Genomic DNA, 23,980 nt, shown 5'->3' on the forward strand with positions numbered 1-23,980 from the left:
CGAGGTCCGAACGCTCGTTGAGTTGCGTTAGACTCGACAGCGCCCTTGCCCGCCCCTTGCGCGTCCATACAGGAAGTCGATGCGTTACTCGTTCGAAATAAAAAAGTTCATCTATAGCCAGTACTTTTTCGGCGGCTTGCGCAGCGCGCTGGGCATCTCGCTTCCGGCCGTGCTGATGCTCACGGTGTTTCACAACCGCGAACTCGGCTTCACGATCGCAACCGGTGCGCTGGGCGCGTGCGTCGTCGACATGCCGGGGCCGCTCAAGCACAAGCACAACGAGATGCTCGCGTGCACGTTCATCGGCTTTTTTTCGGCGCTCGCGACCGGCATTGCGACGGCCCATCCGGTGACGCTGTGGCTGACCGTCGTGCCGCTCACCTTCGTGCTGTCGCTGATCGTCGTCTACGGCAACCGCTGGCCGCAAATCAGCTTCGCGACGCTCTTCATGATGATCGTGACGCTCGAAGAGCATTTCACGCCGATGCAGGCGCTCATCAACGCGTCGTGGATTCTGCTGGGTGGCCTCTGGTACACGTACTGGGCGACGCTCGTCTCGCATCTGCTCGTGTATCGCATCGAGCGGCAGGCGCTCGCGCAGAGCATCTTCAGTTGCGCGGAGTACCTGCAGGCGCGCGCCGAGTTCTATGACGTCGACGCCGACCTCGACGAGTGTTATCGAAAGCTCATTGAAAAGCAGATCGCGGCCGTCGAGCAGCAGGAAGGCGCACGCGAGATCGTGTTGCGCAACCTGCCGAAGGTGAAGACCGGCAAGCTCGATGCGCGGCGCGCGCGGCTCTTCAATCTCTTCATCAACATCGTGGACCTGCACGAATTCTTCGTCGGCGCGCACACGGATTATCCGCTCGTGCGCAAGACCTTCGCCGGCTCGGACGTGCTCGTGTTCTATCGCGACCTGATGCGCAAGGCCAGCGAGGACCTGGAGGAGATCGGCCTCGCGGTGCTGCAAAACCGGCCGGCGTCGAAGCACGTCAGCATGAAAGCCGAGTTGCGCGCGATCGAATACGAACTCGAGTTGATGCGCAAGCACGCGCTGCCCGAGAAGAATCCCGAGGCGTATGCGGCGGCGGCGGCCGTGTTCCGGCGTCTGTGGAGCGCCACGCGCCTGATCGACAAGATGCGCCGCCGCACGCACGACGACGCGAGTCTCAGCGGAACCGAGGTGCAGATCGATCACGCGCTCTCGCGTTTCATTTCGAGCCGGCGGGTGCCGTTCAGGCAGATTTTCTCGAATCTGACGATGTCATCGCCGAGCTTCCGTCACGCGCTGCGCGTGACGATCGCGGTGGGCGTCGGCTTCTGGCTCGGGCGGCTGCTGCCGCTCACGAACGCGTACTGGATCGTGATGACCACGGTCATCATCCTGAAGCCGGGCTATTCGCTCACCAAGCAGCGCAATACGCAGCGGATCATCGGCACGACGATCGGCTGCGCGGTGACGATCGCGCTGATCCTCGTCGTCAAGGACCCGCATGTGCTGCTCGTCGCGATGTTCGCGTCCATGGTCATGAGCTACAGCCTGCTGCTCTTCAACTACGCGGGCAGCGTGGTGTTCACGTCGTCGTATGTGCTGCTGATGTTCCATCTGCTTGCGCCGGGCAGCTTGCGGCTGATCGGCGAGCGGGCCATCGATACGGTCGTCGGGTCCGCCATCGCCATCGCCGCGAGTCATCTGTTCCCGTACTGGGAGTATCGGCTGATGGGCAAGCTCGTGAAGGATCTGCTCGGCGCGACGCGCAATTATCTGGAAGCAAGCTGGTCCTGGAAAACGCAAACCGGGGGCGCTACGTCCCGCGCGCCGTCGTCCGTGCCGAGCGCCGCTTTCGCCGATGGCAACGCGGGCGCGGCGCTCGCAACCGCGCCTGAGCCCGTGCCCGCGCCGGAAATCAAAACCGGCGCCGCCAGCGACGAGCCCGCCCTCAAGGCCGCGAGCGCGACGGCGGAGCGGCTGTCGTCGGTGAATATCGGCGAGAGCACGGCGGCCACCGCGAGCAAGGGCGGGTCTGCCGCCGCGACCGTCGCGGCGACGGCGCTCGATCGCGACTTCCGCTACCGGCTCGCGCGCAAGAACGTGCACGTCGCGTTCGCCAATCTCGCGCAGGCGTTTCAGCGCATGATGCTGGAGCCGAAGCCGCAGCAAAAATACGTCGCCGAACTGAACGATCTCCTCGTGCAGAGCCACGTGCTCGCGTCGCAGATCACGGCGGCCGCGCCGCTATTGCAAGCGATCAATGACGCCGATCCGAAGCCGTTCGAGCCGGTGCAGCGGGCATTCGGCATCGTGCGGGACAATCTGTCGGATGCCCAGGCCGCGATATCGGATGACGACGGCGCCCCGCCCTCCGACGCGATCAAGGATTTGCGCCGCGATCTCGATACGATGGTCGCCGCCGCCGAACGCGCGCAGACGCTTCCCGCCGATGCGATTCAGGATCTGAAATTGCTCGCGCATCAGTGCAAGCAGATGCTCACGGCGTCGACGCTGATCCGCAAGGACGCGACGCAGATTCATCTGCCGTCGTGAGCGCAGCGTTATTGCGATGCGCCGATCGCCGGGAGCGCGGGCCGCGCATCGCTTGCCGTGGCGGGCGACGCGGTCTGCTCGTCGAACGCGCGCTTCTCGCGAATCGCGTTGAAGAGCAGCGTGAAGATCACCAGCAGCAACACCACGACGATGAACACGCTGATCCCCAAGGTCGGATTCTTCTTTTTCTGCGGGGCGTTCGGGCGCTTGTTGCGTGGGTCGTCGGTCATGGGGCGCGGCGGCTCGTTCAAAGTTTTGAGATAGAACCGACATCGTACCCGGCTTCGTTTTCAGTTGGATTGCGCGCGGTGTTTCAGTCCGCGAACGACACCCCCGAAATTCTGTGCTGCACCGTCCGGCTTGAACGAAGCCCGTCTCGTTGACCATACTCAATCGGATTCCATGCGCGTCTGATCACGCGAGCGCCAGGGCTCGCCGTGATACCTCGTGACCGGACGTGTTCGGCCGCCCTCCCCGGGCGGCTTTCTTTTGCCGCGCTCAGGCGTCGGATGCGGGCCGCACCGGCAACGCCGTCGAATACTTGATCTGTTCCATCGCGAAACTTGAGCTGACGTCGTAGATCGGCACCGCGCGAATGAGTTGCTTGTAGACGCGGTCGTAATCGTCGATGTCGGCTACCACCACGCGCAGCAGATAGTCCGTCTCGCCGCTCATCCGGTACACCTCGACCACTTCCGGCATGTCGCGCACGGCGCGCGTGAACTCGTCCGCCCAGATTTGCGTGTGCTGGTTGGTGCGCACCGCGACGAACACCGTCGTGCCGACGCCGAGCTTCTTCGGATCGCACAACGCGACTTGCGCGCGGATCACGCCGGTCTCCTTGAGCCGTTGCACGCGCTTCCAGCACGGCGTCTGCGAAAGATTGACGCGCTGAGCCAGTTCCGCGACGGGCATCGTCACGTCGCCCTGCAGCAGTTCGAGCAGCTTGCGGTCAATGACGTCCATTCCCATACTGCATCCCCCGTAGATTAATTTTCTATTTTTCGAAGTGTTGGCGGAATTATATGAAAACAAATTCCAGATGCAAGCCGATATAAATGGAGGCTCGACTCCCGATCCCACAATCATCATGAAGCTGCAAAGTTTTAATCGCCCGATGCGGCAAAACGCCGGCCCCCGCGCCGCGCTGCACGCGCTGAGCAACGACAACCCGGCCTTGCGACGCCTTTGCCATGACATCGATGCCGCGCTCGAAGCCGGCGGCGCATCGTTTGGGGCGCAAGTGCGTGCGGCGCTGACGCGGGCGATCGCCGATCCCTCGCTGCTGCGCGCGCACCAGCGCATCGGCGACGCGCGCCGATACCGCCGCCATCTGCTCGCCGCCGATCCGCTCAACCGGTACGCGATCGCCGCGCTCGTGTGGGAGCCGGGGCAAGCGAGTCCGGTGCATGGCCATCGGACGTGGTGCGGGTACGCGGTCATCGACGGCACGCTCGCCGAAACGCTCTATCGCTGGGATGCCGATACGCACCGCGCGGTGGAAACGCGCCGTCATCCGCGTGCGGCGGGCGCGGTATCGTTCGTCGATGCGGGACGCGGCGCGATTCATCAACTCGGCAATCCCGCCGATGCCGTCACGCGCGCCGTATCGATTCACGTCTATGGCGTCGCGGGCGAACATATCGCCACGCACGTCAACGATCTGCTCGCCGCCTGACGCTCAATCAGCCCTTGCCCGGCTCCGGCGCCGTGGGAATCTGCGGCGGAATCTGCACCGAATGATCGGTGGCGGGCGGCGCGGGCCGGGGCTCGTGTGATACGTCGAGCGCCACGGCACGCGGTGCATCGGCGGCGTCGGCCGCTTCTTCTTCGTCGATCCAGATGCGCTTGGACTTCGCGTCGGCTTCCCTGACATCGCCGGAGTCGCGCGACATCTGCACCTGCATTTGCGGCACCGGAATCTGCATGCCGGCTTCGTCCATCTTGCGCTTGATGCGCAGATTGAACGCCCGCGCGACGCTCCATTGCTGAAGCGGCCGCGTCTTGATCTGCCCTTTCACGACCATCCAGTTCGGATCGAAGCGGTCCAGTCCCCACACTTCGACCGGTCCCAGCATCTCGCGCCGGTAGCGCAGATCGTCCATCAGTTCCGCGCCGACCTCGCGGATCATGTCGGTGACGGCGTCGACATCGGCGGAAAACGGCAAGCGCACTTCGAACACGGCATAAGCGAAATCGCGCGACAGGTTCTTCACCGTCTTGATTTGCGAGAACGGGATCGCGTGAATCGCGCCCTGACCGTCGCGCAGGCGCACGGTCCGGATCGTCAGGCTCTCGACGATGCCCGCGTGCCCGCCTTCGACCTCGATCGAATCGCCGACCGAAATGGTGTCCTCGATGATGATGAAAAGCCCGGTGATCAGGTCCGCGACCAGCGATTGCGCGCCGAAACCGACCGCAAGACCGATCACGCCCGCGCCCGCGAGCAGCGGCGTCACGTTGAGGCCGAGATTCGCCGCCGTGACGATCGCGGCGATCGTCAACAGCACGACGAATACGACATTGCGCAAAAGTGGCAGCATCGTGCGAGCGCGCATGCTCGGGCCGCGTCCGCCGCGCCGCGCGGAATCGGGCTTGAGGGTTTCCTGGATGCCGGTGTCGATCAGAATCCACACGAGCCACACGACGAAGAACGTCAGCACGATCATGCCGAAGGCGTGCGTGATGCCGCGCGCCGCGACGCTGCGCTCGGCCATGTCCGCGAGCGAGAAGCCCCAGAAGCGTGACGACACTTCGAGGAACGCGAGCCACACGCCGACCACGATCAGCGTGCCGACGAACTTGACGAGCCGCCGCACATAAGCCGACTGGCGGCGCGGACGGCGCGATTTGGGCCGCGTGATGCGGATCACGATCGCCGACAGGAAGAACGCGACGACCAGCAGGCCAGCGGTCGCGATCGCCATCTGCAACACGTTCTCGGACGTGCCGATGCCCGCGAGCGTCGCCACCACCGACGCCGACGCGAGCAGGAGCAACGGCAATTGCCATAGCGACGCGACGACATCGAACGTTTCGGTCGCGGCCTTGCGCGTGTGGCGCTGCTCGTAGGTGCGGCTGCGGATCAGATGCGCGACCGGCCGCTGGAACGCGAGCGCGAAGTACGCGGTGAGCGCGGCGGCCGCCATGTTCGCGAAGGTCGAGATCAGCGCGGAAAGATTGGTGCCCAGTTGTTGCGCGACGTCGTAGTTGGCAGCAGCATCGCCGAGCGCGCCGAGCGTGCCGATCAGAAACAGCAGCCGCCGCGCGTGAATGATCAGCACGTTCACCGCGACGCGCCGGTGCGCCGAGCCGAACAGCGAGAACATGATGAGGCAGATGGCCGAGAACACCGCGCCCGCGACCATTGCATACGCTGTGACCATCGCGAGCGTGCGGCCGAGCGATTGCGGCATCAAATGCGCGAAAGTCAGCGCCGCCAGAAACGCGATCAGATACGGCGCGACGCGGCGCATCGCGAAGAGCAGCAGTTCGCGCGTCGTCGGATTCGAATGCAGCGACACTTCCACGCCATACCGGCTCGATACGCGCCGCTGCGCATACACGAGCACGAAGGCGCACGCGCCCCAGCCCGCGAGCGTCGCGAAGAAGTTGAATAGCGTGCGGCCGAACGGCTCGCGGCTCTGGCTCGTGACGATCGTGAACAGCTCGTTGCCCGCCGCGTTGAAGCGCCCGCCCCAGTAGGCGAGCGGCGTCTTGCCGCGCTTCACGTCGGCTTCGATGCTCGTGACCGCCGATGCGATCGCGCCCAGCAAGCCCGCGTTCTGCGCGATGCTCGCCACCACCGAGGGCGTCGGCGCGCTCGCCGGGGCGCTTGCGGCGGCACCGGCGGCGGTCGGGGCGGTATCGGCAGACGAGGCGGGCGTGGCGGGCGCAGCGGACGCGGCAGCATGCTTCGCATCGCGCAGACGCTTGAGTTGCGCGACGAGCGCCGCGCGCTGGCGGTCGTTGTCGAGCGTCGCGATGACGGTGTCGAGCGAGTGCAGCATGTCGGCATCCGACACGGAAGGCGCCGATGCACCGACAGCCGCCTCCGCCGACGATGCCGGCGCGGGCGGCGCGATGAGTTCCTGGAACGTGGGCAGTTCGAGCGTGGTGGCGGCTTCGGCGGGGGTCATCGTCAGCAGGACCAGCGCGGCCAGGAAGAGCGACGACAGCGCGCGCGCGACGGCGAAAACCGTCGTCCGGGATCTCGCGACGAACGCCAGCGCGCCGCCATGCGCGAGCTTGCGTGACTTCATAACGGTCTCGATTTCCGAAAGCTCGCCAGTTTACCGGCTGACCTCGACGCACCACGCATCATGGACGTAACCGAATGTTAAGCCGGAGGCTTACTTGTCCATGTCCGTGCGCGTTCCGGACGACTCGGCGGCGGGACTCGTGGCCGACGCGCCGCCATCCTTCGCGGACCATTCCTGCAGCTTGCGCCCCGCCGATTGCAGCCCCGCGCCGGTCGCGCTCGCGGCATCCGCGATGGCGGCGTTCGTCGCGCTCGCCGCACTATTGAGGTTCGCCCGCGCCGAGGCCGCAACGCCGCTCGCCGACATGTCCGGCATCGAGCCGGCCTTGTCGAGTCCCTGCTGCGCCGACTGCTTGGCGGCATCCATCTTTTGGCCGACGTAGCTCGCCGCCTGATCGAACTTCTGGTTGGTCTGGCTCGCGAGGTTGTTGAGCGCACTGGCGGCCTGGCCTGCGGTGGCGTCGTGTTTCTCGCACGCGGCAAGCGCGCCGAGCGCCGCCAGCGCCATCGCAATGCGGGTGAAGGGAGTCATCTGCATGGTCTTGCTCCTACGTGAAAAACGCGCGCTCATCATACGCTGTCCGAACCGGCGCAGATTGCGAAGCTTGCATGGCGGGAGAACTCGCGCTTTGACACCTGGCCGATCCGCCCCGACGCGCAGTAGAACGTTTCCTCTATTTTTAGGAGACTTCTGCTTCTGGGCGATCACGGATCGGCATATAGTGCGCGCAGTCCCCGCCTCCCATCCGTATCAACCATGCTTTACATGAATCTCGCTATCTCCCTCGTCGCCGGGCTGATGCTATTCGAACCCTTCACCCGCGCACCCATCTCCCGCTTCACTACCCATCGCATGCGCCGGGTACTCGCCAAGCGTTCTTACTATCAGGCGGGCGCCGCGTTTTTCGCCGCACTGCTCGTCGCAACCAGCCAGCCCTCGCCGGAGCGCATTCATCCGCTGGTTCCGCTCGGCGTAGGGGTTGTGCTGCTCGTCGCGAGCGCCTACTGGCTCGTCCGTGGCAAGTTGCTGCTGCGGCAGCGTCGCGTGTTCAATCAGCTGCATTGATCCAGATTCGCCGGGCGCGATCGTCGTCGCGTCCAGCGCACGGCCACGTCTCCATGGCGCTGGCCGCAGCGTCATTCGCTTCCGCTTTCCTCTGGCGCTCCACTGCAGCGCCGCGCGCCCTTTGCGCGTATATTCAGGGCCAAGTCACGGCCGTCATCCAAAACGTACAGGCAAAAAAAAGGCGCCACGTTGCCGTAGCGCCTTAAAAGTTCTAGCCATTCCGAGGGCCGTGCTAGAACCTGAGAGCCTGTCTTCCAAACACGGGGCGGTAAGCGTTGCGCACGTCGCCAGCGGTTTCGAAATCGGATTCCATTTTTTCCGGGATCATTGCTCAAGTCAAGCAAAATTTCTGCGTCCGGGCAACTGCCCGAAAGCGTCGTTGCGGGGACGTATCATTAAAAAGTTACGTATTTGATACCACTTATCATCGGGGCTTGCATGGCTTGCAAGTTTGACACCGCGCGACGTCACCCTCACGTACAACCTCGCATTCGAAACGACGTTTCATTATGCAAATTGACACGATGAGCAGCCGGTCGACGAGCCGGAACAAAACAAAAGACAAAGATGGCGATGAAGTCACCGCGCTCGCCCGTGGACTGGACGTGCTGCGCCGGATCGCCGCCGCCGATGCGCCCGTCAGCAATCGTGAACTGGCCGACTGGACCGGCATCCCTAAGCCGACGGTGTCGCGCATCACCGCGACGCTCGTCGGCGCCGGCTTGCTGCTTCGCCTGCCCGACAGCGAGCGCTTCGTGCTGACGGCATCGGTGCTCGAACTGAGCAATGGCTTTCTGCGCAACTTCGATATTCGCGCCCGGGCGCGACCGTTTCTGATTGCGCTCGCGGAGCGCACCGGCTTGAGCGTGCATCTAGCCGTACGCGACCGGCTGGAGATGGTCGTCATCGACGCGATCCGGCCGCGTTCCGCCGTGCTGGTTTCGCGCCTCGATGTCGGCGGCAAGATGGACCTGAGCCGTTCCGCCATCGGGCGCGCGTATCTGTCCGTGCTCGACGATGACGACCGGCAGGCGTTGATCGGCAGCCTGCAAACCGCGTCGGGCGATGACTGGCCGGCCATCGCCGGCGGCTTGCAGCGCGGTCTCGACGATGCGCGCCGCCACGGCTTCGCGATATCGCTCGGCGACTGGCATCACGGACTCAACGCGGTGGCCGCAGGCTTCGTCGGTCCGTCGGAGGAGCGGTATTCGGTCAACTGCGGCGGAGCGGCGCATCAATGTCCGCATGAAACGCTCGTCGGGACCGTCGCGCCCGCGCTGCTCGAATGCATCGAATACATTGCGCGCGAGATCGGCGGCACGCCCGGCGCAAGGGCGTGGACCCGCGAGACGAAGTAAACTTACGCGCGCAATCGCGATGGCGCGTGACCGTCGCACGGCGTCCGACGGCCACGCGTTGGGTAATCGACGGCCCGCTCTAACAGCCGTAATCAACAGAAAGAATGCCCGGTGGACGGGCATCGGTGCGAGACGTAGCATCATGCTTCGCGCGCACCGGGGCCGCGCCGGGACGCATGGCCGAAGCCCTGCCCCAACATCGGCTGTTTCGAACTGACGGGCTGCTCGGCCCGCCACCGGTCTTCCCGGACCCCGCCCCGACCGCATCGCGAGATGCCGCCCATCCGCGCCCCGTACGACAGACTTGGAAAGACCCAGCCACCGAAGATGGACGACCAGAAAACCTCTCCCGCGCAGTCACGCCAGAAGCCCACGCGCCCCGCTGATCCCGCTCCGCCCGTTACCGCCGACACGCCGCCGCGCCGTCGCCGGCTCGTGCCGCTCATCGTCACCGTGCTGATCGTCGCGGCAGCGGTGGCGTGGTGGCATCCGTGGAATCGCGGCGGCACGTCCGGCCAGCCGCAGGAGGCGCGCCAGGGCGGACGGCGCGGCGCGAACCCGATGAACCAGCCGCAGCCGGTGCACGTCGCCACCGTCGCGCAAGGCGAGATGCCGGTGGTCATCAACTCGCTGGGCACCGTCACGCCGCTCGCCAATGTCACGGTCAAGACGCAGCTGAACGGCACGCTGATGAACGTCGCGTTCACCGAAGGCCAGATGGTCAAGAAGGGCGATCTGCTCGCGCAAATCGATCCGCGTCCTTACGAGATTTCGCTGCGCAACGCCGAAGGCACGCTCGCCCGCGATCAGGCGCTGCTGCAAACGGCGCGTCTCGACTTGCAGCGCTATCAGACGCTGCTTTCGCAGGACTCCATCGCGAAGCAGCAGGTCGACACGCAGGCATCGCTCGTCAAGCAGTACGAAGGCGCGGTGAAGTCCGATCAGGCGAACGTCGATACCTACAAGCTCGACCTCACGTATGCACGCATCACCGCGCCGGTGTCGGGCCGCGTGGGCCTGCGGCAGGTCGATCCGGGCAACTACGTGACCACGGGCGATACGAACGGCGTCGTCGTCATCACGCAGTTGCAGCCGATCAGCGTGATCTTCACGACCTCCGAAGACAACCTCGCCGCCATCCTCAAGCCGCTGCATGCGGGCACGAAGATGTCCGTGACCGCTTATGACCGCGCGAACACGACCGCGCTCGAAGCCGGCTATCTGGAAACCGTCGACAATCAGATCGACACCACGACCGGCACCGTGAAGCTGCGCGCCACCTTCCAGAACAAGGAAGGCATGCTGTTTCCGAACCAGTTCGTGAACACGAAGCTGCTCGTCGACGTCATCAGGAATGCGACCATCGTGCCGACATCGGCGGTGCTCAACGGTTCATCGGGCGCGTTCGTGTATGTCGTGAAGCCGGACAACACCGTGACCGTGCGCAACGTGAAGATCGGCCCGGTCGATGGCGAGCGCACCAGCATCAAGTCCGGCCTGCAAGTGGGCGAGCGTGTTGTCACCGACGGCTCGGACCGCCTCAAGGAAGGCGCGAAAATCACGATTCCGGCGGATCGCGCGGCGGGCGCATCCGGTGCATCCGGTGCATCGGCGGCATCGGGTGCATCGGCGGCGGCGCCGGCGTCGGGCGCGTCGGGCGCGCGGCACGGCGGGCACCGGCGTCAGCAGCAGTCGCAGTAACCGTCAGGCGAACGCATGAATCCCTCCCGCATTTTTATTCTGCGTCCCGTCGGCACGGCGCTCCTGATGGCGGCGATCATGCTCGTCGGCCTTGTCGCGCTGCGCTTTCTGCCGCTTTCGGCGCTGCCCGCCGTCGATTATCCGACCATCCAGGTCCAGACCTTCTATCCCGGCGCGTCGCCCGACGTGATGACGTCCAGCGTCACCGCACCGCTTGAAAAGCAGTTCGGGCAGATGGCCAGCCTCAATCAGATGTCGTCGCAGAGTTCGGCGGGGGCGTCGGTCATCACGCTGCAGTTCAGCCTCGACTTGCCGCTCGATATCGCCGAGCAGGAAGTGCAGGCCGCGATCAACGCGGCGGGCAATCTGCTGCCGTCCGACCTGCCCGCGCCGCCGATCTACGCGAAGGTGAATCCCGCCGACGCGCCGATCATGACGCTCGCGATCAGCTCGAAGACCCTGCCGCTCACGCAAGTGCAGGATCTCGCCGACACGCGCCTCGCGCAAAAGATTTCGCAGGTGGCGGGCGTCGGTCTCGTGTCGATCAGCGGCGGCAATCGCCCGGCGGTGCGCATTCAGGCGAACACGCGCGCGCTCGCGTCGTACGGACTGAATATCGACGACCTTCGCACGACCATCTCCAACCTGAACGTCAACACGCCGAAGGGCAACTTCGACGGCCCGACGCGCGCCTACACGATCAACGCGAACGATCAGCTCACCGATGCAAACGCGTACAAGAGCGCGGTCGTCGCGTATCGCAGCGGGCGGCCCGTGATGCTGACCGATGTCGCGACCATCGTGGAGGGCCCGGAGAACACGAAGCTCGGCGCGTGGGTGGATTCCACGCCCGCCATCATCCTCAACGTGCAGCGCCAGCCCGGCGCCAACGTCATTCAGGTGGTGGACGGCATCAAGAAGCTGCTGCCCAATTTGCAGCAATCGCTGCCGGCCGCGCTCGACGTGCGCGTCGTCACCGACCGCACCACCACCATTCGCGCGTCCGTGCGCGACGTGCAGTTCGAACTCGCGCTGTCCGTCGTGCTGGTCGTGATGGTGATCTATCTCTTCCTCGCCAACTTCTACGCGACGATCATTCCGAGCCTTTCGGTGCCGCTGTCGCTCGTCGGCACGCTCGCGGTCATGTATCTGTGCGGCTTTTCGCTCGACAATCTCTCGCTGATGGCGCTGACCATTGCGACGGGCTTCGTCGTCGATGACGCCATCGTGATGATCGAGAACATCGCGCGCTACGTCGAAGAAGGCGAATCGCCGCTCGAAGCCGCGCTGAAGGGCAGCCGGCAGATCGGCTTCACGATCATCTCGCTGACGGTCTCGCTGATCGCCGTGCTGATCCCGCTGCTCTTCATGGGCGATGTCGTCGGCCGGCTGTTCCATGAATTCGCGATCACGCTCGCGGTGACCATCGTCATTTCGGCGATCGTGTCGCTCACGCTCGTCCCGATGATGTGCGCGAAGCTGCTGCGTCACACGCCGCCGCGCGACAGCAAGCGCTTCGAGGCGCGCGCACACCGGTTCATCGACTATGTGATCGGCCGGTACGCAGTCGCGCTCGAATGGGTGCTGGAGCGGCAGCGTGCAACGCTCTTCGTCGCCGTGCTCACACTGGTGCTGACCGCCGTGCTCTACGTGTTCATCCCGAAGGGCTTCTTCCCAACGCAGGACACGGGCGTCATTCAGGCGATCACGCAAGCGCCGCAGGCCGCGTCGTACCAGGCGGTGGCCGAACAGCAGCAGGCGCTCGCAAGGAAGATTTTGCAGAACCCGGATGTCGAGAGTCTGACGTCATTCATCGGTGTCGATGGCACGAACATCACGCTCAACAGCGGGCGCATGCTCATCAACCTGAAGCCGCGCGACGACCGCAGCGATACGTCGAGCGATGTCATCCGCACCATTCAGAGCGAAGTCGCGGATATTCCGGGCATCAAGCTGTACATGCAGCCGGTTCAGGATTTGACGATCGACTCCACCGTCAGCCCGACGCAGTATCAGTTCATGCTGACGGACCCGAACGCGACGGAATTCGCGGAATGGGTGCCGAAGCTCGTCGAGAAGCTGCAACATACGTCGATCCTGACGGATGTCGCCACCGACCTGCAGCAGAACGGCCAGTCCGTGTACGTCGAAATCGACCGGGCGACGGCCGCGCGCTTCGGCATCACGCCGGCGACCGTCGACAACGCGCTCTACGACGCCTTCGGCCAGCGCATCATCTCGACGATCTTCACGCAATCGAACCAGTACCGCGTGATTCTCGAAGCCGAACCGAGCGACGCGCACTACAGCGAAACGCTCAACGGCATCTATCTGCCCTCCTCCACCGCGACGAACGGACAGGTCCCGCTCTCGAGCATCGCGACGTTCCACGAGCGCGCAGCGCCCCTGCTCGTCACGCATCTCGGGCAGTTCCCGGCGACGACCGTATCGTTCAATCTGGCAAAGGGCGCATCGCTCGGCGCGGCAGTGAAGGCGATCGAACAGGCGAAGAACGAGATCGGCTTGCCCGCTTCGTTCCAGATTCGCTATCAGGGCGCGGCGCTCGCATTCCAGGCGTCGCTGTCGAACGAACTTTTCCTGATTCTCGCGGCCGTCGTCACGATGTACATCGTGCTCGGCATACTGTACGAGAGCTTCATCCACCCGATCACCATTCTTTCGACGCTGCCGTCGGCGGGCGTCGGCGCGCTGCTCTCGCTGATGATCACCGGACACGATCTGGACATCATCGGGATCATCGGCATCGTGCTCCTGATCGGCATCGTGAAGAAGAACGCGATCATGATGATCGACTTCGCGCTCGAAGCGGAGCGCGATGAAGGCAAGTCGCCGCGCGAGGCGATCTTCCAGGCGTGCCTGTTGCGCTTCCGCCCCATCCTGATGACGACGATGGCCGCGCTGCTCGGCGCACTGCCGCTGATGCTCGGCTGGGGCGCGGGTTCGGAGCTGCGGCATCCGCTGGGGATCGCGATCGTCGGCGGGCTGATCGTGTCGCAACTGCTGACGCTGTTCACGACGCCGGTGATTTACCTCGCGTTCGATTCGCTCGGCCAGCGCCTGCGCGCGCGCTTCGGACGCGGCCTGCCCGGCGCGCGGCCCGCGAGCGACGTGGAGTAAGCCATGAACCTGTCGCGATTCTTCATCGACCGGCCCGTGGCGACGACACTGCTCGCCATCGGCATCGCGCTCGCCGGCATGTTCGCGTTCGTGAGGCTGCCGGTCGCGCCGTTGCCGCAAGTGGACTTCCCGACCATCTCCGTGCAGGCGTCGCTGCCGGGCGCGAGCCCGGAGACGGTGGCGACGAGCGTGGCGAGCCCGCTCGAGCGGCATCTCGGCAGCATCGCCGATGTGAGCGAGATGACGTCGATGAGCTCGGTCGGCAGCACGCGCATCACGCTGCAATTCGGCCTCAACCGCGACATCGACGGCGCCGCGCGCGACGTGCAGGCCGCGATCAACGCGGCGCGCGCCGATCTGCCTGCTTCGCTGCGCAGCAATCCGACCTATCACAAGGTCAATCCCGCCGACGCGCCGATTCTCGTGCTCGCGCTTTCGTCGCCCACGCGCACGGCCGGCTCGCTCTACGATTCCGCCGCGACCGTGCTGCAGCAGACGCTCTCGACGGTGCCGGGCGTCGGCGAAGTGGACGTGAGCGGCTCGGCCAATCCGGCGGTGCGCGTCGAACTGGAGCCGGGCGCGCTCTTTCACTATGGCATCGGCCTCGAAGACGTGCGCGCGGCGCTCGCGTCGGCGAACGCGAACAGCCCGAAAGGCGCGATCGAGTTCAAGGGCACGCGCGTTCAGCTCTATACCAACGATCAGGCGAGCAAGGCATCGCAGTACAAGGACCTCGTCGTCGCATATCGCAACGGGTCGGCGGTCAGGCTGTCGGACGTCGGCGAAGTGGTCGACTCGGTCGAAGACCTGCGCAACCTCGGCCTCATCAACAACAAGCGCGCGGTGCTCGTCATTCTGTATCGCCAGCCGGGCGCGAACATCATCGAGACGATCGACCGCGTGAAGTCCATGCTGCCGCAATTGCAGGCCGCCCTTCCCGCCGACGTCCAGATCACGCCGACCGCCGACCGTTCCACCACCATTCGCTCTTCCCTCCACGACACCGAGCTCACGCTCGTGATCGCGGTGGCGCTCGTCGTGATGGTCGTGTTCCTCTTCCTGCGCAACTGGCGCGCGACGCTGATACCGAGCGTCGCGGTGCCGATATCGATCATCGGCACCTTCGCGGCGATGTATCTGCTCGGCTTCTCGCTCGACAACCTCTCGCTCATGGCGCTGACCATCGCGACGGGCTTCGTCGTCGACGACGCCATCGTCGTGCTCGAGAACATCTCGCGCCATGTGGAAAACGGCGTGCCGCGCAGGCAGGCCGCGATCATCGGCGCGCGCGAAGTCGGGTTCACCGTGCTGTCGATCAGCGTCTCGCTCGTCGCGGTGTTCCTGCCGATCCTGCTGATGGGCGGCATCGTCGGCCGGCTGTTCCGCGAGTTCGCGCTGACGCTGTCGCTGGCGATTGCCGTGTCGCTCGTCGTGTCGCTCACCGTCACGCCGATGATGTGCTCGCGCCTCTTGCAGGAAGGACACGAAAAGCGTGAGGAAGGACGGCTCGCGCGCTGGCTCGAACGGCAGTTCGACCGCCTTCAGCGCGGCTATGCGCGCACGCTCGGCTGGGCGCTCGGGCATCCGCTGCTCATTCTGGTCGTGCTGCTCCTGACCATCGCGCTGAACGTTTACCTGTACGTGATCGTGCCGAAGGGCTTCTTCCCGCAGCAGGACACGGGGCGCGTCGTCGGCGGCATTCAGGCGGACCAGAGCACCTCGTTCCAGGCGATGAAGACCAAGTTCTCGGAGATGATGCGCATCGTCGAAGCGGACCCGGCCGTCGATAGCGTCGCGGGCTTCACGGGCGGGCGCTCGACCAACTCGGGCTTCATGTTCATCTCGCTGAAGCCCAAGGACGAGCGCAAGGTGTCGGCGGATCAGGTGATCGCTCGCCTGCGCAAGCCGCTCGCCGATGTCGCCGGCGCGCGCACCTTCCTTCAGGCGGTGCAGGACATTCGCGTAGGCGGGCGGCAGTCCAACGCGCAGTACCAGTTCACGTTGTTGTCCGACACCACGTCGGACCTGTACACGTGGGGACCGAAGCTGACCGAGGCGCTGCAGCATCGCCCCGAACTCACCGACGTCAACTCGGACCAGCAGCAAGGCGGCCTCGAAGCAATGGTCACGTTTGACCGCGCGACCGCCGCGCGCCTGAACATCAAGCCCGCGCAAATCGACAACACGCTCTACGACGCGTTCGGCCAGCGGCAGGTCTCCACGATCTATAACGCGCTCTCGCAGTACCACGTCGTGATGGAAGTCGCGCCGAAGTACTGGCAAGACCCGGAGATGCTGAAGCAGATCTACATCAGCACGTCGGGCGGCACGGCGAGCGGCGCGGCATCGACCAATTCGACGACTACGTCCAGCACGACGAGCACGGCGTCCACATCGGCGACCGGTTCGACCGGCGCGGGCGGATCGTCGACGAGCACATCGGACACGACCGCCGCGCTCGCGCTCGAATCCGTGCGCAATTCGGCCACCAACGCGATTGCGGCGAGCGGCAAGTCGGGATCGTCGTCGGGGGCGGCGGTTTCGACATCGAAGGAAACGATGGTGCCGCTATCGGCCATCGCGAAGTTCGGGCCGGGCAATACGCCGCTGTCGGTGAACCACCAGAGCCAGTTTGTCGCATCGACAATTTCCTTTAACTTGCCGCCGGGCAAGTCGCTCTCGGAAGCGACCGCCGCGATCTACGAGACGATGGCGCAGATCGGCGTGCCGCAGACCATCCACGGCAGCTTCCAGGGCACGGCGCAGGCGTTCCAGCAGTCGATGAACGACCAGCCTTTGCTCATTCTGGCGGCGCTCGCAGCGGTTTATATCGTGCTCGGCATCCTGTACGAGAGCTATATCCATCCGATCACCATTCTCTCGACGCTGCCGTCCGCAGGCGTCGGCGCACTGCTCGCGCTGCTGCTGTTCAAGACGGAGTTCAGCATCATCGCGCTGATCGCGGTCATTCTGCTGATCGGCATCGTCAAGAAGAACGCGATCATGATGGTGGACTTCGCGATCGACGCGACGCGCAACGGCGCGAAGACATCGCGCGATGCGATCGAGGAAGCGTGCCTCTTGCGCTTTCGCCCGATCATGATGACGACCGCCGCCGCGCTGCTCGGCGCACTGCCGCTCGCGTTCGGCACGGGCGAAGGTTCGGAGATGCGCGCGCCGCTCGGCATCGCGATCGTCGGCGGGCTGATCGTCAGTCAGATGCTGACGCTCTATACGACGCCGGTGGTCTATCTCTACATGGACCGCATCCGTCTGCGCTCGGAAGCGCGGCGTGCGCGGCGCAACGGCGGGCCACGCGCGGCGGGGGCGGTCGAGTAAGGAACGCGCCGCCGCAAATCGACGTGGCGCGCACCGCTAAAATCGCCTACGGTGTTCAGGACCGGCAACCGGAACGGAGCGACCACGAATGAAAGCGATGAAAGTTCTGCTGATCGGCGCGCACGGCCGCACGGGGCGCCTGATCGCGCGGCGGCTGCATGACGAAGGCATCGCCTTTCGTGCGCTGCTGCGCAAGTCGGCGCAGAAGAGCGAGTTGGCGGCGCTCGGCGCGGAAATCGTGCTGGGCGATCTGACCAACGACTTTTCGCACGCGTTCGACGACATCACTCATGTGATCTACGCAGCCGGATCGGCGGAGACGGAAGGCGTGCGCGAGGAACGCGCGATCGATCGCGACGCCGTGATGCGCACCGCCGATTACGCGAGGCGCCGCCGTGTGCGGCAACTCGTCGTGGTGAGCGCGTTGTCGGCGTTGCATCCCGACAGCAACCCGCTCGCGCTGCGCCACTACTCGCGCATGAAACGCGAATCCGACGATTACGTCGCGCATCGCGGCGTGCCTTATGTCATCTTGCGGCCCGGCCCGCTTTCGGATGCGCCGGCGCGCGGCGCGATCGCATTGGCCGGTGAGCGGACGCACAGCATGCCGGCGGTATCGCGCGAAGACGTCGCCGCACTGGCCGTGCGATGCGTGTTGCGTGGCGTGAAGAATCAGACCATCGGCTTCGTCGGCGGAAACGAGCCGATCGAAGACGCGCTCGATGCGCTCATCGCGGGCGACGCGCTGGCTCCGATGCTCGCGCGTCCGAGCCAGCGCATCTAGTTCACGCGACAGACACGCTCAAGGCAGCAGAACGGTCGATCCCGTCGTTCTGCGCGCTTCCAGGTCTTCGTGGGCGCGCGCCGCTTCCGCGATCGGATAACGCTGCCGTACATTCGTCTTGACCTTCCCCGACGCGACGACATCGAACAATTCGGCGGCCATCGCATCGAGATCGCTGCGCTTCGCGATATAGCTGAAGAGTGTCGGACGCGTGAAGTACAAGGAGCCGCGTCCCGCGAGTTCGGACGAATCGATCGGCGGCAGCGGTCCCGACGAATTGCCGAAGCTCACGAACAAGCCGAGCGGCGCAAGACAGTCGAGCGACGCAATGTAGGTATCCTTGCCGATCGAATCGTAGACGACGGGCACGCCCGCGCCGTTCGTGATCTCACGCACGCGCTGGGTGAAGTTCTCGCGCGTATAGACGATCGGATGATCGCAGCCATGCGCCTTCGCGATCTCGGCCTTCTCATCCGAGCCGACGGTGCCGATCACCGTCGCGCCGAGCGCCTTCGCCCACTGGCACGCGAGCATGCCGACGCCGCCCGCCGCCGCGTGAATCAGCACGGTATCGCCCGCCTTGACCCGATACGTGCGTCGCAGCAAATACTGCGCGGTCAGACCTTGCAGCATGATGGATGCGGCATCTTCGTAGCCGATCGCATCCGGCAGCTTGACGACGTAATCGGCGGCCATCACGCGCTCCTCGGCATACGCGCCCGGCGGACGCGACGCATACGCCACGCGATCACCCGGCCTGAATTGCGTGACGCCCTCGCCCACCGCCGTCACTTCGCCCGCGCCTTCCATGCCGAGGCCGCCGGGCAGCGGCATCGGATAAAGCCCGGTGCGGAAATACACATCGATGAAATTCAGCCCCACCGCATGATGCTTCACGCGAATCTCGCCCTTGCCCGGCTCGCCCACGTCCACATCGACCCACTTCATTACTTCCGGGCCGCCTGTCTTGTCGAATCGGATTGCCTTGGTCATCGCTCGATCGTCTCCTTGGTCTCGTAATTAGTTCAGCGCGCGTGCGGAAGGCGTGCGCGCAGTTCGTCGAGAATCATCCGCGCCGTCGCCACGTTGGTGGCGCACGGCACGTTGTGCACGTCGCAGGCGCGCACGAGCGCGTTGATATCCGGCTCGTGCGGCTGCGGCGTCATCGGGTCGCGCAGGAAGATCACCACGTCGACGCGCCCTTCCGCCAGTTCCCCGCCGATCTGCAAGTCGCCGCCGTGCGGGCCGGACAGCTTGCGTTCGACGTCGAGACCGTGCGCGGCCGCGATGCGCGCGCCGGTCGTGCCGGTCGCGACGAGCTGGCATTGGGCGAGCGTGTCGACGTACTCGCCCGCGAGCGCGACGATGTCGTCCTTTTTCATGTCGTGCGCGATGAGCGCGACGCGTGTGCTCATGCTCAGTACGTCCCCGGGTAAGCGCCGCCATCGATCAGAATGTTCTGCCCGATGATGTAACCCGCATGCACGCTGCAGAGGAACGCGCACGTTCTGCCGAACTCGTCGGCATGGCCAAAGCGGCCCGCCGGCAGCGCCTGCGCCCGCTGCGCCCGCGCTTCTTCGATCGTGATGTTCTGCGCCTTCGCCTGCGCCTCGAACGTGACGGCGACGCGGTCGGTGTCGAACGTGCCCGGCAGCAGGTTATTGATGGTGACGCCCGTCGACGCGACCTTGCGCGCCACGCCCGCGACGAAGCCGGTCAGTCCCGAGCGCGCGCCGTTGGAGAGGCCGAGCACGTCGATCGGCGCTTTCACCGACGAACTCGTGATATTGACGATGCGGCCGAAACCGCGGTCGATCATGCCGTCGATGGTGCGCTTGATCAGTTCGATCGGCGTCAGCATGTTCGCTTCGAGCGCCTTGATCCACATTTCATGCGTGAAGTTGCGGAAGTCGCCCGGCGGCGGCCCGCCCGCGTTGTTCACCAGAATGTCCGGTTGCGGGCACGCGGCGAGCGCGGCGGCATGGCCGGCGGGCGTGGTGATGTCGCAGGCGACGGCCTGCACGTCGACGCCATATTTCGAGCGGATGCTTTCGGCGGTCGCTTCGAGCGTCTCGGCCGTGCGCGCCGTGATCACCAGATTGACGCCCTCGGCGGCGAGCGCTTCCGCACAGCCGCGCCCGAGCCCTTTGCTTGCTGCGCACACGAGCGCGGTGCGCCCCGCGATTCCCAGATCCATCGTCCATCCTCCATGTCGTCGTTGAGTGTTCGAATTGTTGGCCCGAAGCGCGATGCCCGATGTGCTGCATAAGGCAATGCGTTGCGCGCTTCGAAACGCCTCTCGCGCATTCTAGAAGAATCGGGGCTGCAACGTCGGCGGCCGGCGAAGCGTGCCGCCACAGCCAAACAGCGAACGATTATTCCTAAACGACGCCGGCCTTTTCGGTAAACTGTCGCCACTGCCTCATCCGGCGCTTTCGTATGCGCGCCGCGCTCATCGCCCAGGCAGGATCATCACCCGAGCAGGACGCGCATCGCGCGAGACCCATGAAACAAGACAGCCGCTTCCCGAATCTCTTCATCCTCAATCACCCGCTGATCCAGCACAAGCTCACCCACATGCGGGACAAGGACACGTCGACGCGCACGTTCCGCGAGCTGCTGCGGGAAATCACGCTGCTGATGGGCTATGAAATCACGCGCAACCTGCAATTGACGACGAAGCGCGTCGCCACGCCGCTCGTCGAAATCGATGCGCCGGTGATCGCCGGCAAGAAGCTCGCGATCGTGCCGGTGCTGCGCGCGGGCATCGGCATGTCGGACGGCTTGCTGGACCTGGTTCCGTCGGCGCGCGTCGGGCATATCGGCGTGTATCGCGCGGACGATCATCGTCCGGTCGAGTATCTCGTGCGCCTCCCGCCCGATCTCGAAGAGCGCGTGTTCATCCTGTGCGATCCGATGGTGGCGACCGGTTATTCGGCCGTTCACGCCGTCGACGTGATGAAGCGCCGCAACGTGCTGGACGAGAACATCATTTTCGTCGCGCTTGTGGCCGCACCGGAGGGCGTGAAGGTGTTCCAGGACGCGCATCCGAACGTGAAGCTCTACGTGGCGTCGCTGGATTCGCATCTGAACGAGCATGCGTATATCGTCCCCGGCCTCGGCGACGCCGGCGACCGCCTGTTCGGCACGCGCAACTGACGCGCTTTAGCCCTTTCGCGCTTCGCCGCTCTGCCCGCGCCGCCGCACGCCCGTGCGGCGGTGTCGTTTTCATCGTCCATTCGGCCAGGCGAAGGCTGCCGCTGCTTGGGGCCATGATAAAATTTCGGTCTGTTCCTAATCGGTAAATCGGGCGCTCGAGCGCCCGGCGGCGCGTTCAAGAGACGCCTCGAGCGAAGCGCGCGTTACCGGCGGAAGCCAGCTTGCCGCCCGACCGCGCAACCCCGCGCGAAGCCAGGCGGCGCGGACACATTCAGCACGCACAGCACATTTGGCGCTCGGTTTCTTGCCGCGCGCGACGGAGAAAGGTAATGGCGGGTCATTCGAAATGGGCCAACATCAAGCATAAGAAGGCCGCGGCCGACGCCAAGAAAGGCAAGGTCTGGACGCGCCTCATCAAGGAAATCCAGGTCGCGGCGCGCATGGGCGGCGGCGACATCGATTCGAACCCGCGCCTGCGGCTCGCGGTCGACAAGGCCTACGACGCCAACATGCCGAAGGACAACATCAACCGCGCGATCCAGCGCGGCGTCGGCGGCGTCGATGGCGCGAACTACGAAGAGATCCGCTACGAAGGCTATGGCATCGGCGGCGCGGCGATCATCGTCGACACCATGACGGACAACCGCACCCGCACCGTCGCGGAAGTGCGCCATGCGTTCTCGAAGTTCGGCGGCAACATGGGCACGGACGGCTCGGTGTCGTTCATGTTCGTACACGTCGGCCAGTTCCTGTTCGCGCCGGGCACGTCTGAGGACACGCTGATGGACGCGGCGCTCGAAGCCGGAGCCGACGACGTCGTGACGAACGAAGACGGCAGCATCGAAGTGATCTGCCCGGCGAACGATTTCCAGAAGGTGAAGGACGCGCTGGAAGCCGCGGGCTTCAAGGCCGAACTCGCCGAAGTGACGATGAAACCGCAGACCGAAGTCGAATTCAGCGGCGACGACGCGGTGAAGATGCAAAAACTGCTCGACGCGCTCGAAAATCTCGACGACGTGCAGGAAGTCTATACAAACGCCGCGATCAACGACGCGTGATCGCGCGCTGCGGCCGCCTGCCCGCGATGACCGGCATATTGGGAACGCCTTTCGCTTGTCTCGACGCATGGGAAGGCGCGTGACGCAGCCGATGTCCGCGCGAGCCGCCTTCGTTTTGCCGTGTCCTGTCCGCGCCCGCGCGCCATGCGCGCCGGCCGGTGCGCCGCCACTGCTTTAACACCAGTTTTTCGGGGATTCAAATGAAGTTACTCGTCGTCGGTTCCGGCGGTCGCGAACATGCGCTGGCATGGAAGCTCGCACAGTCGCCGCGCGTGCAGATGGTCTATGTGGCGCCCGGCAACGGCGGCACCGCGCAGGACGAGCGCCTGCGCAACCTCGACATCACCGACCCGGCGGCGCTCGCCGATTTCGCCGAGAAAGAGCACATCGCGCTGACGGTCGTCGGTCCGGAAGCGCCGCTCGCAGCGGGCATCGTCAATCTGTTCCGCTCGCGCGGGCTCAAGATCTTCGGCCCGACGAAAGAAGCCGCGCAGCTCGAAAGCTCGAAGGACTTCGCGAAGGCGTTCATGAAACGCCACAACATCCCGACCGCCGAATACGAAACGTTCACCGACGCCGCCGCCGCGCACGCCTACATCGACGCAAAAGGCGCGCCGATCGTCGTGAAGGCGGACGGTCTCGCCGCCGGCAAGGGCGTGGTCGTCGCGATGAACGCGGAAGAAGCGCACGCCGCCGTCGATTCGATGCTCGCCGACAACCAGTTCGGCGATGCAGGCGCGCGTGTCGTGATCGAGGAATTCCTGACAGGCGAGGAAGCGAGTTTCATCGTCATGGTGGACGGCAAGCATGTGCTGGCGCTCGCCTCCAGCCAGGACCACAAGCGCCTGCTCGACGGCGACAAGGGCCCGAACACGGGCGGCATGGGCGCGTATTCGCCCGCGCCGATCGTCACGCCGCAACTGCACGCCCGCGTGATGCGCGAAATCATCCTGCCGACGGTGCGCGGCATGGAAAACGAAGGCATCCGCTATACCGGTTTCCTGTACGCCGGCCTGATGATCGACGCGAACGGCAATCCGAAAACGCTCGAATTCAACTGCCGAATGGGCGACCCGGAAACGCAGCCGATCATGGCGCGCCTGAAGGGCGATTTCTCGAAGGTCGTGGAAATGGCCATCGACGGCAAGCTCGACGGCGCGGAACTCGACTGGGACCGCCGCACGGCGCTGGGCGTCGTGCTGGCCGCGTACAACTATCCGGACACGCCACGCAACGGCGACCGCATCAACGGCATTCCCGCCGAAACGGACAACGCCGTGACGTTCCACGCGGGCACGACGCTCGCTGACGGCAAGTTGACGACGTCCGGCGGCCGGGTGCTGTGCGTCGTGGGCCTGGCGGATTCCGTGCGCGGCGCGCAATCCGTGGTCTACGATACAGTCAACCAGATCTCGTTCGATGGCATGCAGTACCGCCGCGACATCGGTTATCGCGCGCTCAATCGCAAGCAGGCCGACCGCCACGGCTGACAGGCGTTCGCAACTCAACGCGACACCGTGCTGCCGGACCTCGTGTCCGGCAGTGTTTTTAAGCGCATCTCTTACCTACGC

The 23,980-nt window shown here is 65.0% G+C and carries 18 protein-coding genes; 11 read left to right on the top strand and 7 right to left on the bottom strand.

The window, feature by feature from the left end; all coding sequences use genetic code 11:
* Positions 1 to 79: 79 nt before the first annotated feature.
* Entirely contained in the window at positions 80 to 2,545 is a 2,466-nt protein-coding gene (locus AB6804_RS02250) for an FUSC family membrane protein (protein ID WP_370885053.1), read from the top strand.
* An 8-nt stretch (positions 2,546 to 2,553) separates the two neighbouring features.
* On the opposite strand, the gene AB6804_RS02255 is transcribed toward AB6804_RS02250, so the two are convergent.
* Together AB6804_RS02255 and AB6804_RS02260 are read right to left on the bottom strand one after the other, a co-directional pair.
* The gene (locus AB6804_RS02255; RefSeq protein ID WP_370885054.1) at positions 2,554 to 2,775 is read right to left on the bottom strand and encodes a hypothetical protein; all 222 of its coding nucleotides are present in this window, start codon (positions 2,773 to 2,775) and stop codon (positions 2,554 to 2,556) included.
* 268 nt (positions 2,776 to 3,043) lie between these two features.
* Positions 3,044 to 3,517, bottom strand: a complete 474-nt coding sequence (locus tag AB6804_RS02260; RefSeq protein ID WP_370885055.1) for an Lrp/AsnC family transcriptional regulator — start codon at positions 3,515 to 3,517, stop codon at positions 3,044 to 3,046.
* A gap of 145 nt (positions 3,518 to 3,662) precedes the next feature.
* On the opposite strand from AB6804_RS02260, the gene AB6804_RS02265 reads away from it, so the two are divergent.
* Positions 3,663 to 4,223, top strand: coding sequence for a cysteine dioxygenase (locus AB6804_RS02265; protein WP_370885401.1), 561 nt, complete (start codon positions 3,663 to 3,665; stop codon positions 4,221 to 4,223).
* Positions 4,224 to 4,230: 7 nt separating this feature from the next.
* On the opposite strand, the gene AB6804_RS02270 is transcribed toward AB6804_RS02265, so the two are convergent.
* Positions 4,231 to 6,807 carry a mechanosensitive ion channel family protein gene (locus AB6804_RS02270; RefSeq protein ID WP_370885056.1) on the bottom strand — a complete coding sequence of 859 codons (2,577 nt, stop codon included), beginning with the start codon at positions 6,805 to 6,807 and terminating at the stop codon, positions 4,231 to 4,233.
* A gap of 90 nt (positions 6,808 to 6,897) precedes the next feature.
* Positions 6,898 to 7,344: a hypothetical protein gene (locus tag AB6804_RS02275; protein WP_370885057.1), complete on the bottom strand. Its 447-nt coding sequence runs from the start codon at positions 7,342 to 7,344 to the stop codon at positions 6,898 to 6,900.
* Positions 7,345 to 7,572: 228 nt separating this feature from the next.
* On the opposite strand from AB6804_RS02275, the gene AB6804_RS02280 reads away from it, so the two are divergent.
* The 6 genes from AB6804_RS02280 to AB6804_RS02305 all read left to right on the top strand — a co-directional run bounded on the left by AB6804_RS02280 (position 7,573) and on the right by AB6804_RS02305 (position 18,192).
* A complete protein-coding gene (locus tag AB6804_RS02280) occupies positions 7,573 to 7,872 on the top strand; it encodes a hypothetical protein (RefSeq protein ID WP_370885058.1) in 300 nt (99 codons plus the stop codon).
* A 524-nt stretch (positions 7,873 to 8,396) separates the two neighbouring features.
* A complete protein-coding gene (locus tag AB6804_RS02285; RefSeq protein ID WP_370885402.1) occupies positions 8,397 to 9,230 on the top strand; it encodes an IclR family transcriptional regulator in 834 nt (277 codons plus the stop codon).
* Between the two features lie 327 nt (positions 9,231 to 9,557).
* A complete protein-coding gene (locus AB6804_RS02290) occupies positions 9,558 to 10,931 on the top strand; it encodes an MdtA/MuxA family multidrug efflux RND transporter periplasmic adaptor subunit (RefSeq protein ID WP_370885059.1) in 1,374 nt (457 codons plus the stop codon).
* Positions 10,932 to 10,946: 15 nt separating this feature from the next.
* Positions 10,947 to 14,069 (top strand): MdtB/MuxB family multidrug efflux RND transporter permease subunit, encoded by a 3,123-nt coding sequence (locus AB6804_RS02295; protein ID WP_370885060.1) that lies wholly within the window; start codon positions 10,947 to 10,949, stop codon positions 14,067 to 14,069.
* Positions 14,070 to 14,072: 3 nt separating this feature from the next.
* Positions 14,073 to 17,408, top strand: a complete 3,336-nt coding sequence (locus AB6804_RS02300) for an efflux RND transporter permease subunit (protein WP_370885061.1) — start codon at positions 14,073 to 14,075, stop codon at positions 17,406 to 17,408.
* Positions 17,409 to 17,496: 88 nt separating this feature from the next.
* On the top strand, positions 17,497 to 18,192 hold the full coding sequence (locus AB6804_RS02305; RefSeq protein WP_370885062.1) for an SDR family oxidoreductase: 696 nt from the start codon (positions 17,497 to 17,499) through the stop codon (positions 18,190 to 18,192).
* Between the two features lie 18 nt (positions 18,193 to 18,210).
* Here AB6804_RS02305 and AB6804_RS02310 read toward each other — a convergent pair whose 3' ends face one another.
* Genes AB6804_RS02310 through AB6804_RS02320 form a run of 3 tightly spaced genes read right to left on the bottom strand, consistent with a single transcriptional unit; the run spans position 18,211 to position 20,389 of the window.
* Positions 18,211 to 19,185, bottom strand: a complete 975-nt coding sequence (locus tag AB6804_RS02310) for a quinone oxidoreductase (RefSeq protein ID WP_370885063.1) — start codon at positions 19,183 to 19,185, stop codon at positions 18,211 to 18,213.
* Positions 19,186 to 19,217: 32 nt separating this feature from the next.
* Positions 19,218 to 19,607: a methylglyoxal synthase gene (locus AB6804_RS02315; RefSeq protein WP_035960866.1), complete on the bottom strand. Its 390-nt coding sequence runs from the start codon at positions 19,605 to 19,607 to the stop codon at positions 19,218 to 19,220.
* Between the two features lie 2 nt (positions 19,608 to 19,609).
* Entirely contained in the window at positions 19,610 to 20,389 is a 780-nt protein-coding gene (locus AB6804_RS02320) for an SDR family oxidoreductase (RefSeq protein WP_370885064.1), read from the bottom strand.
* A 308-nt stretch (positions 20,390 to 20,697) separates the two neighbouring features.
* Between AB6804_RS02320 and upp the strand changes: the two genes are divergently transcribed.
* The 3 genes from upp to purD all read left to right on the top strand — a co-directional run bounded on the left by upp (position 20,698) and on the right by purD (position 23,899).
* On the top strand, positions 20,698 to 21,351 hold the full coding sequence (gene upp, locus AB6804_RS02325; RefSeq protein WP_370885065.1) for a uracil phosphoribosyltransferase: 654 nt from the start codon (positions 20,698 to 20,700) through the stop codon (positions 21,349 to 21,351).
* 329 nt (positions 21,352 to 21,680) lie between these two features.
* Entirely contained in the window at positions 21,681 to 22,409 is a 729-nt protein-coding gene (locus AB6804_RS02330; protein WP_370885066.1) for a YebC/PmpR family DNA-binding transcriptional regulator, read from the top strand.
* A gap of 200 nt (positions 22,410 to 22,609) precedes the next feature.
* On the top strand, positions 22,610 to 23,899 hold the full coding sequence (gene purD, locus AB6804_RS02335) for a phosphoribosylamine--glycine ligase (RefSeq protein ID WP_370885067.1): 1,290 nt from the start codon (positions 22,610 to 22,612) through the stop codon (positions 23,897 to 23,899).
* Positions 23,900 to 23,980: the final 81 nt, after the last annotated feature.

The sequence above is a fragment of the Caballeronia sp. RCC_10 genome (genome assembly GCF_041360715.1).
Lineage (GTDB): Bacteria > Pseudomonadota > Gammaproteobacteria > Burkholderiales > Burkholderiaceae > Caballeronia > Caballeronia grimmiae.

What these genes read in the sequence shown, in the direction of transcription:
- AB6804_RS02275 (WP_370885057.1), bottom strand. Translation starts at nt 7,344, where the DNA reads ATGCAGATGACTCCCTTCACCCGCATTGCGATGGCGCTGGCGGCGCTC.
- AB6804_RS02270 (WP_370885056.1), bottom strand. Translation starts at nt 6,807, where the DNA reads ATGAAGTCACGCAAGCTCGCGCATGGCGGCGCGCTGGCGTTCGTCGCG.
- AB6804_RS02300 (WP_370885061.1), top strand. Translation starts at nt 14,073, where the DNA reads ATGAACCTGTCGCGATTCTTCATCGACCGGCCCGTGGCGACGACACTG.
- AB6804_RS02305 (WP_370885062.1), top strand. Translation starts at nt 17,497, where the DNA reads ATGAAAGCGATGAAAGTTCTGCTGATCGGCGCGCACGGCCGCACGGGG.
- AB6804_RS02290 (WP_370885059.1), top strand. Translation starts at nt 9,558, where the DNA reads ATGGACGACCAGAAAACCTCTCCCGCGCAGTCACGCCAGAAGCCCACG.
- upp (WP_370885065.1), top strand. Translation starts at nt 20,698, where the DNA reads ATGAAACAAGACAGCCGCTTCCCGAATCTCTTCATCCTCAATCACCCG.
- AB6804_RS02260 (WP_370885055.1), bottom strand. Translation starts at nt 3,517, where the DNA reads ATGGGAATGGACGTCATTGACCGCAAGCTGCTCGAACTGCTGCAGGGC.
- AB6804_RS02285 (WP_370885402.1), top strand. Translation starts at nt 8,397, where the DNA reads ATGAGCAGCCGGTCGACGAGCCGGAACAAAACAAAAGACAAAGATGGC.
- purD (WP_370885067.1), top strand. Translation starts at nt 22,610, where the DNA reads ATGAAGTTACTCGTCGTCGGTTCCGGCGGTCGCGAACATGCGCTGGCA.
- AB6804_RS02310 (WP_370885063.1), bottom strand. Translation starts at nt 19,185, where the DNA reads ATGACCAAGGCAATCCGATTCGACAAGACAGGCGGCCCGGAAGTAATG.
- AB6804_RS02320 (WP_370885064.1), bottom strand. Translation starts at nt 20,389, where the DNA reads ATGGATCTGGGAATCGCGGGGCGCACCGCGCTCGTGTGCGCAGCAAGC.
- AB6804_RS02315 (WP_035960866.1), bottom strand. Translation starts at nt 19,607, where the DNA reads ATGAGCACACGCGTCGCGCTCATCGCGCACGACATGAAAAAGGACGAC.
- AB6804_RS02295 (WP_370885060.1), top strand. Translation starts at nt 10,947, where the DNA reads ATGAATCCCTCCCGCATTTTTATTCTGCGTCCCGTCGGCACGGCGCTC.
- AB6804_RS02265 (WP_370885401.1), top strand. Translation starts at nt 3,663, where the DNA reads ATGCGGCAAAACGCCGGCCCCCGCGCCGCGCTGCACGCGCTGAGCAAC.
- AB6804_RS02250 (WP_370885053.1), top strand. Translation starts at nt 80, where the DNA reads ATGCGTTACTCGTTCGAAATAAAAAAGTTCATCTATAGCCAGTACTTT.
- AB6804_RS02280 (WP_370885058.1), top strand. Translation starts at nt 7,573, where the DNA reads ATGAATCTCGCTATCTCCCTCGTCGCCGGGCTGATGCTATTCGAACCC.
- AB6804_RS02255 (WP_370885054.1), bottom strand. Translation starts at nt 2,775, where the DNA reads ATGACCGACGACCCACGCAACAAGCGCCCGAACGCCCCGCAGAAAAAG.
- AB6804_RS02330 (WP_370885066.1), top strand. Translation starts at nt 21,681, where the DNA reads ATGGCGGGTCATTCGAAATGGGCCAACATCAAGCATAAGAAGGCCGCG.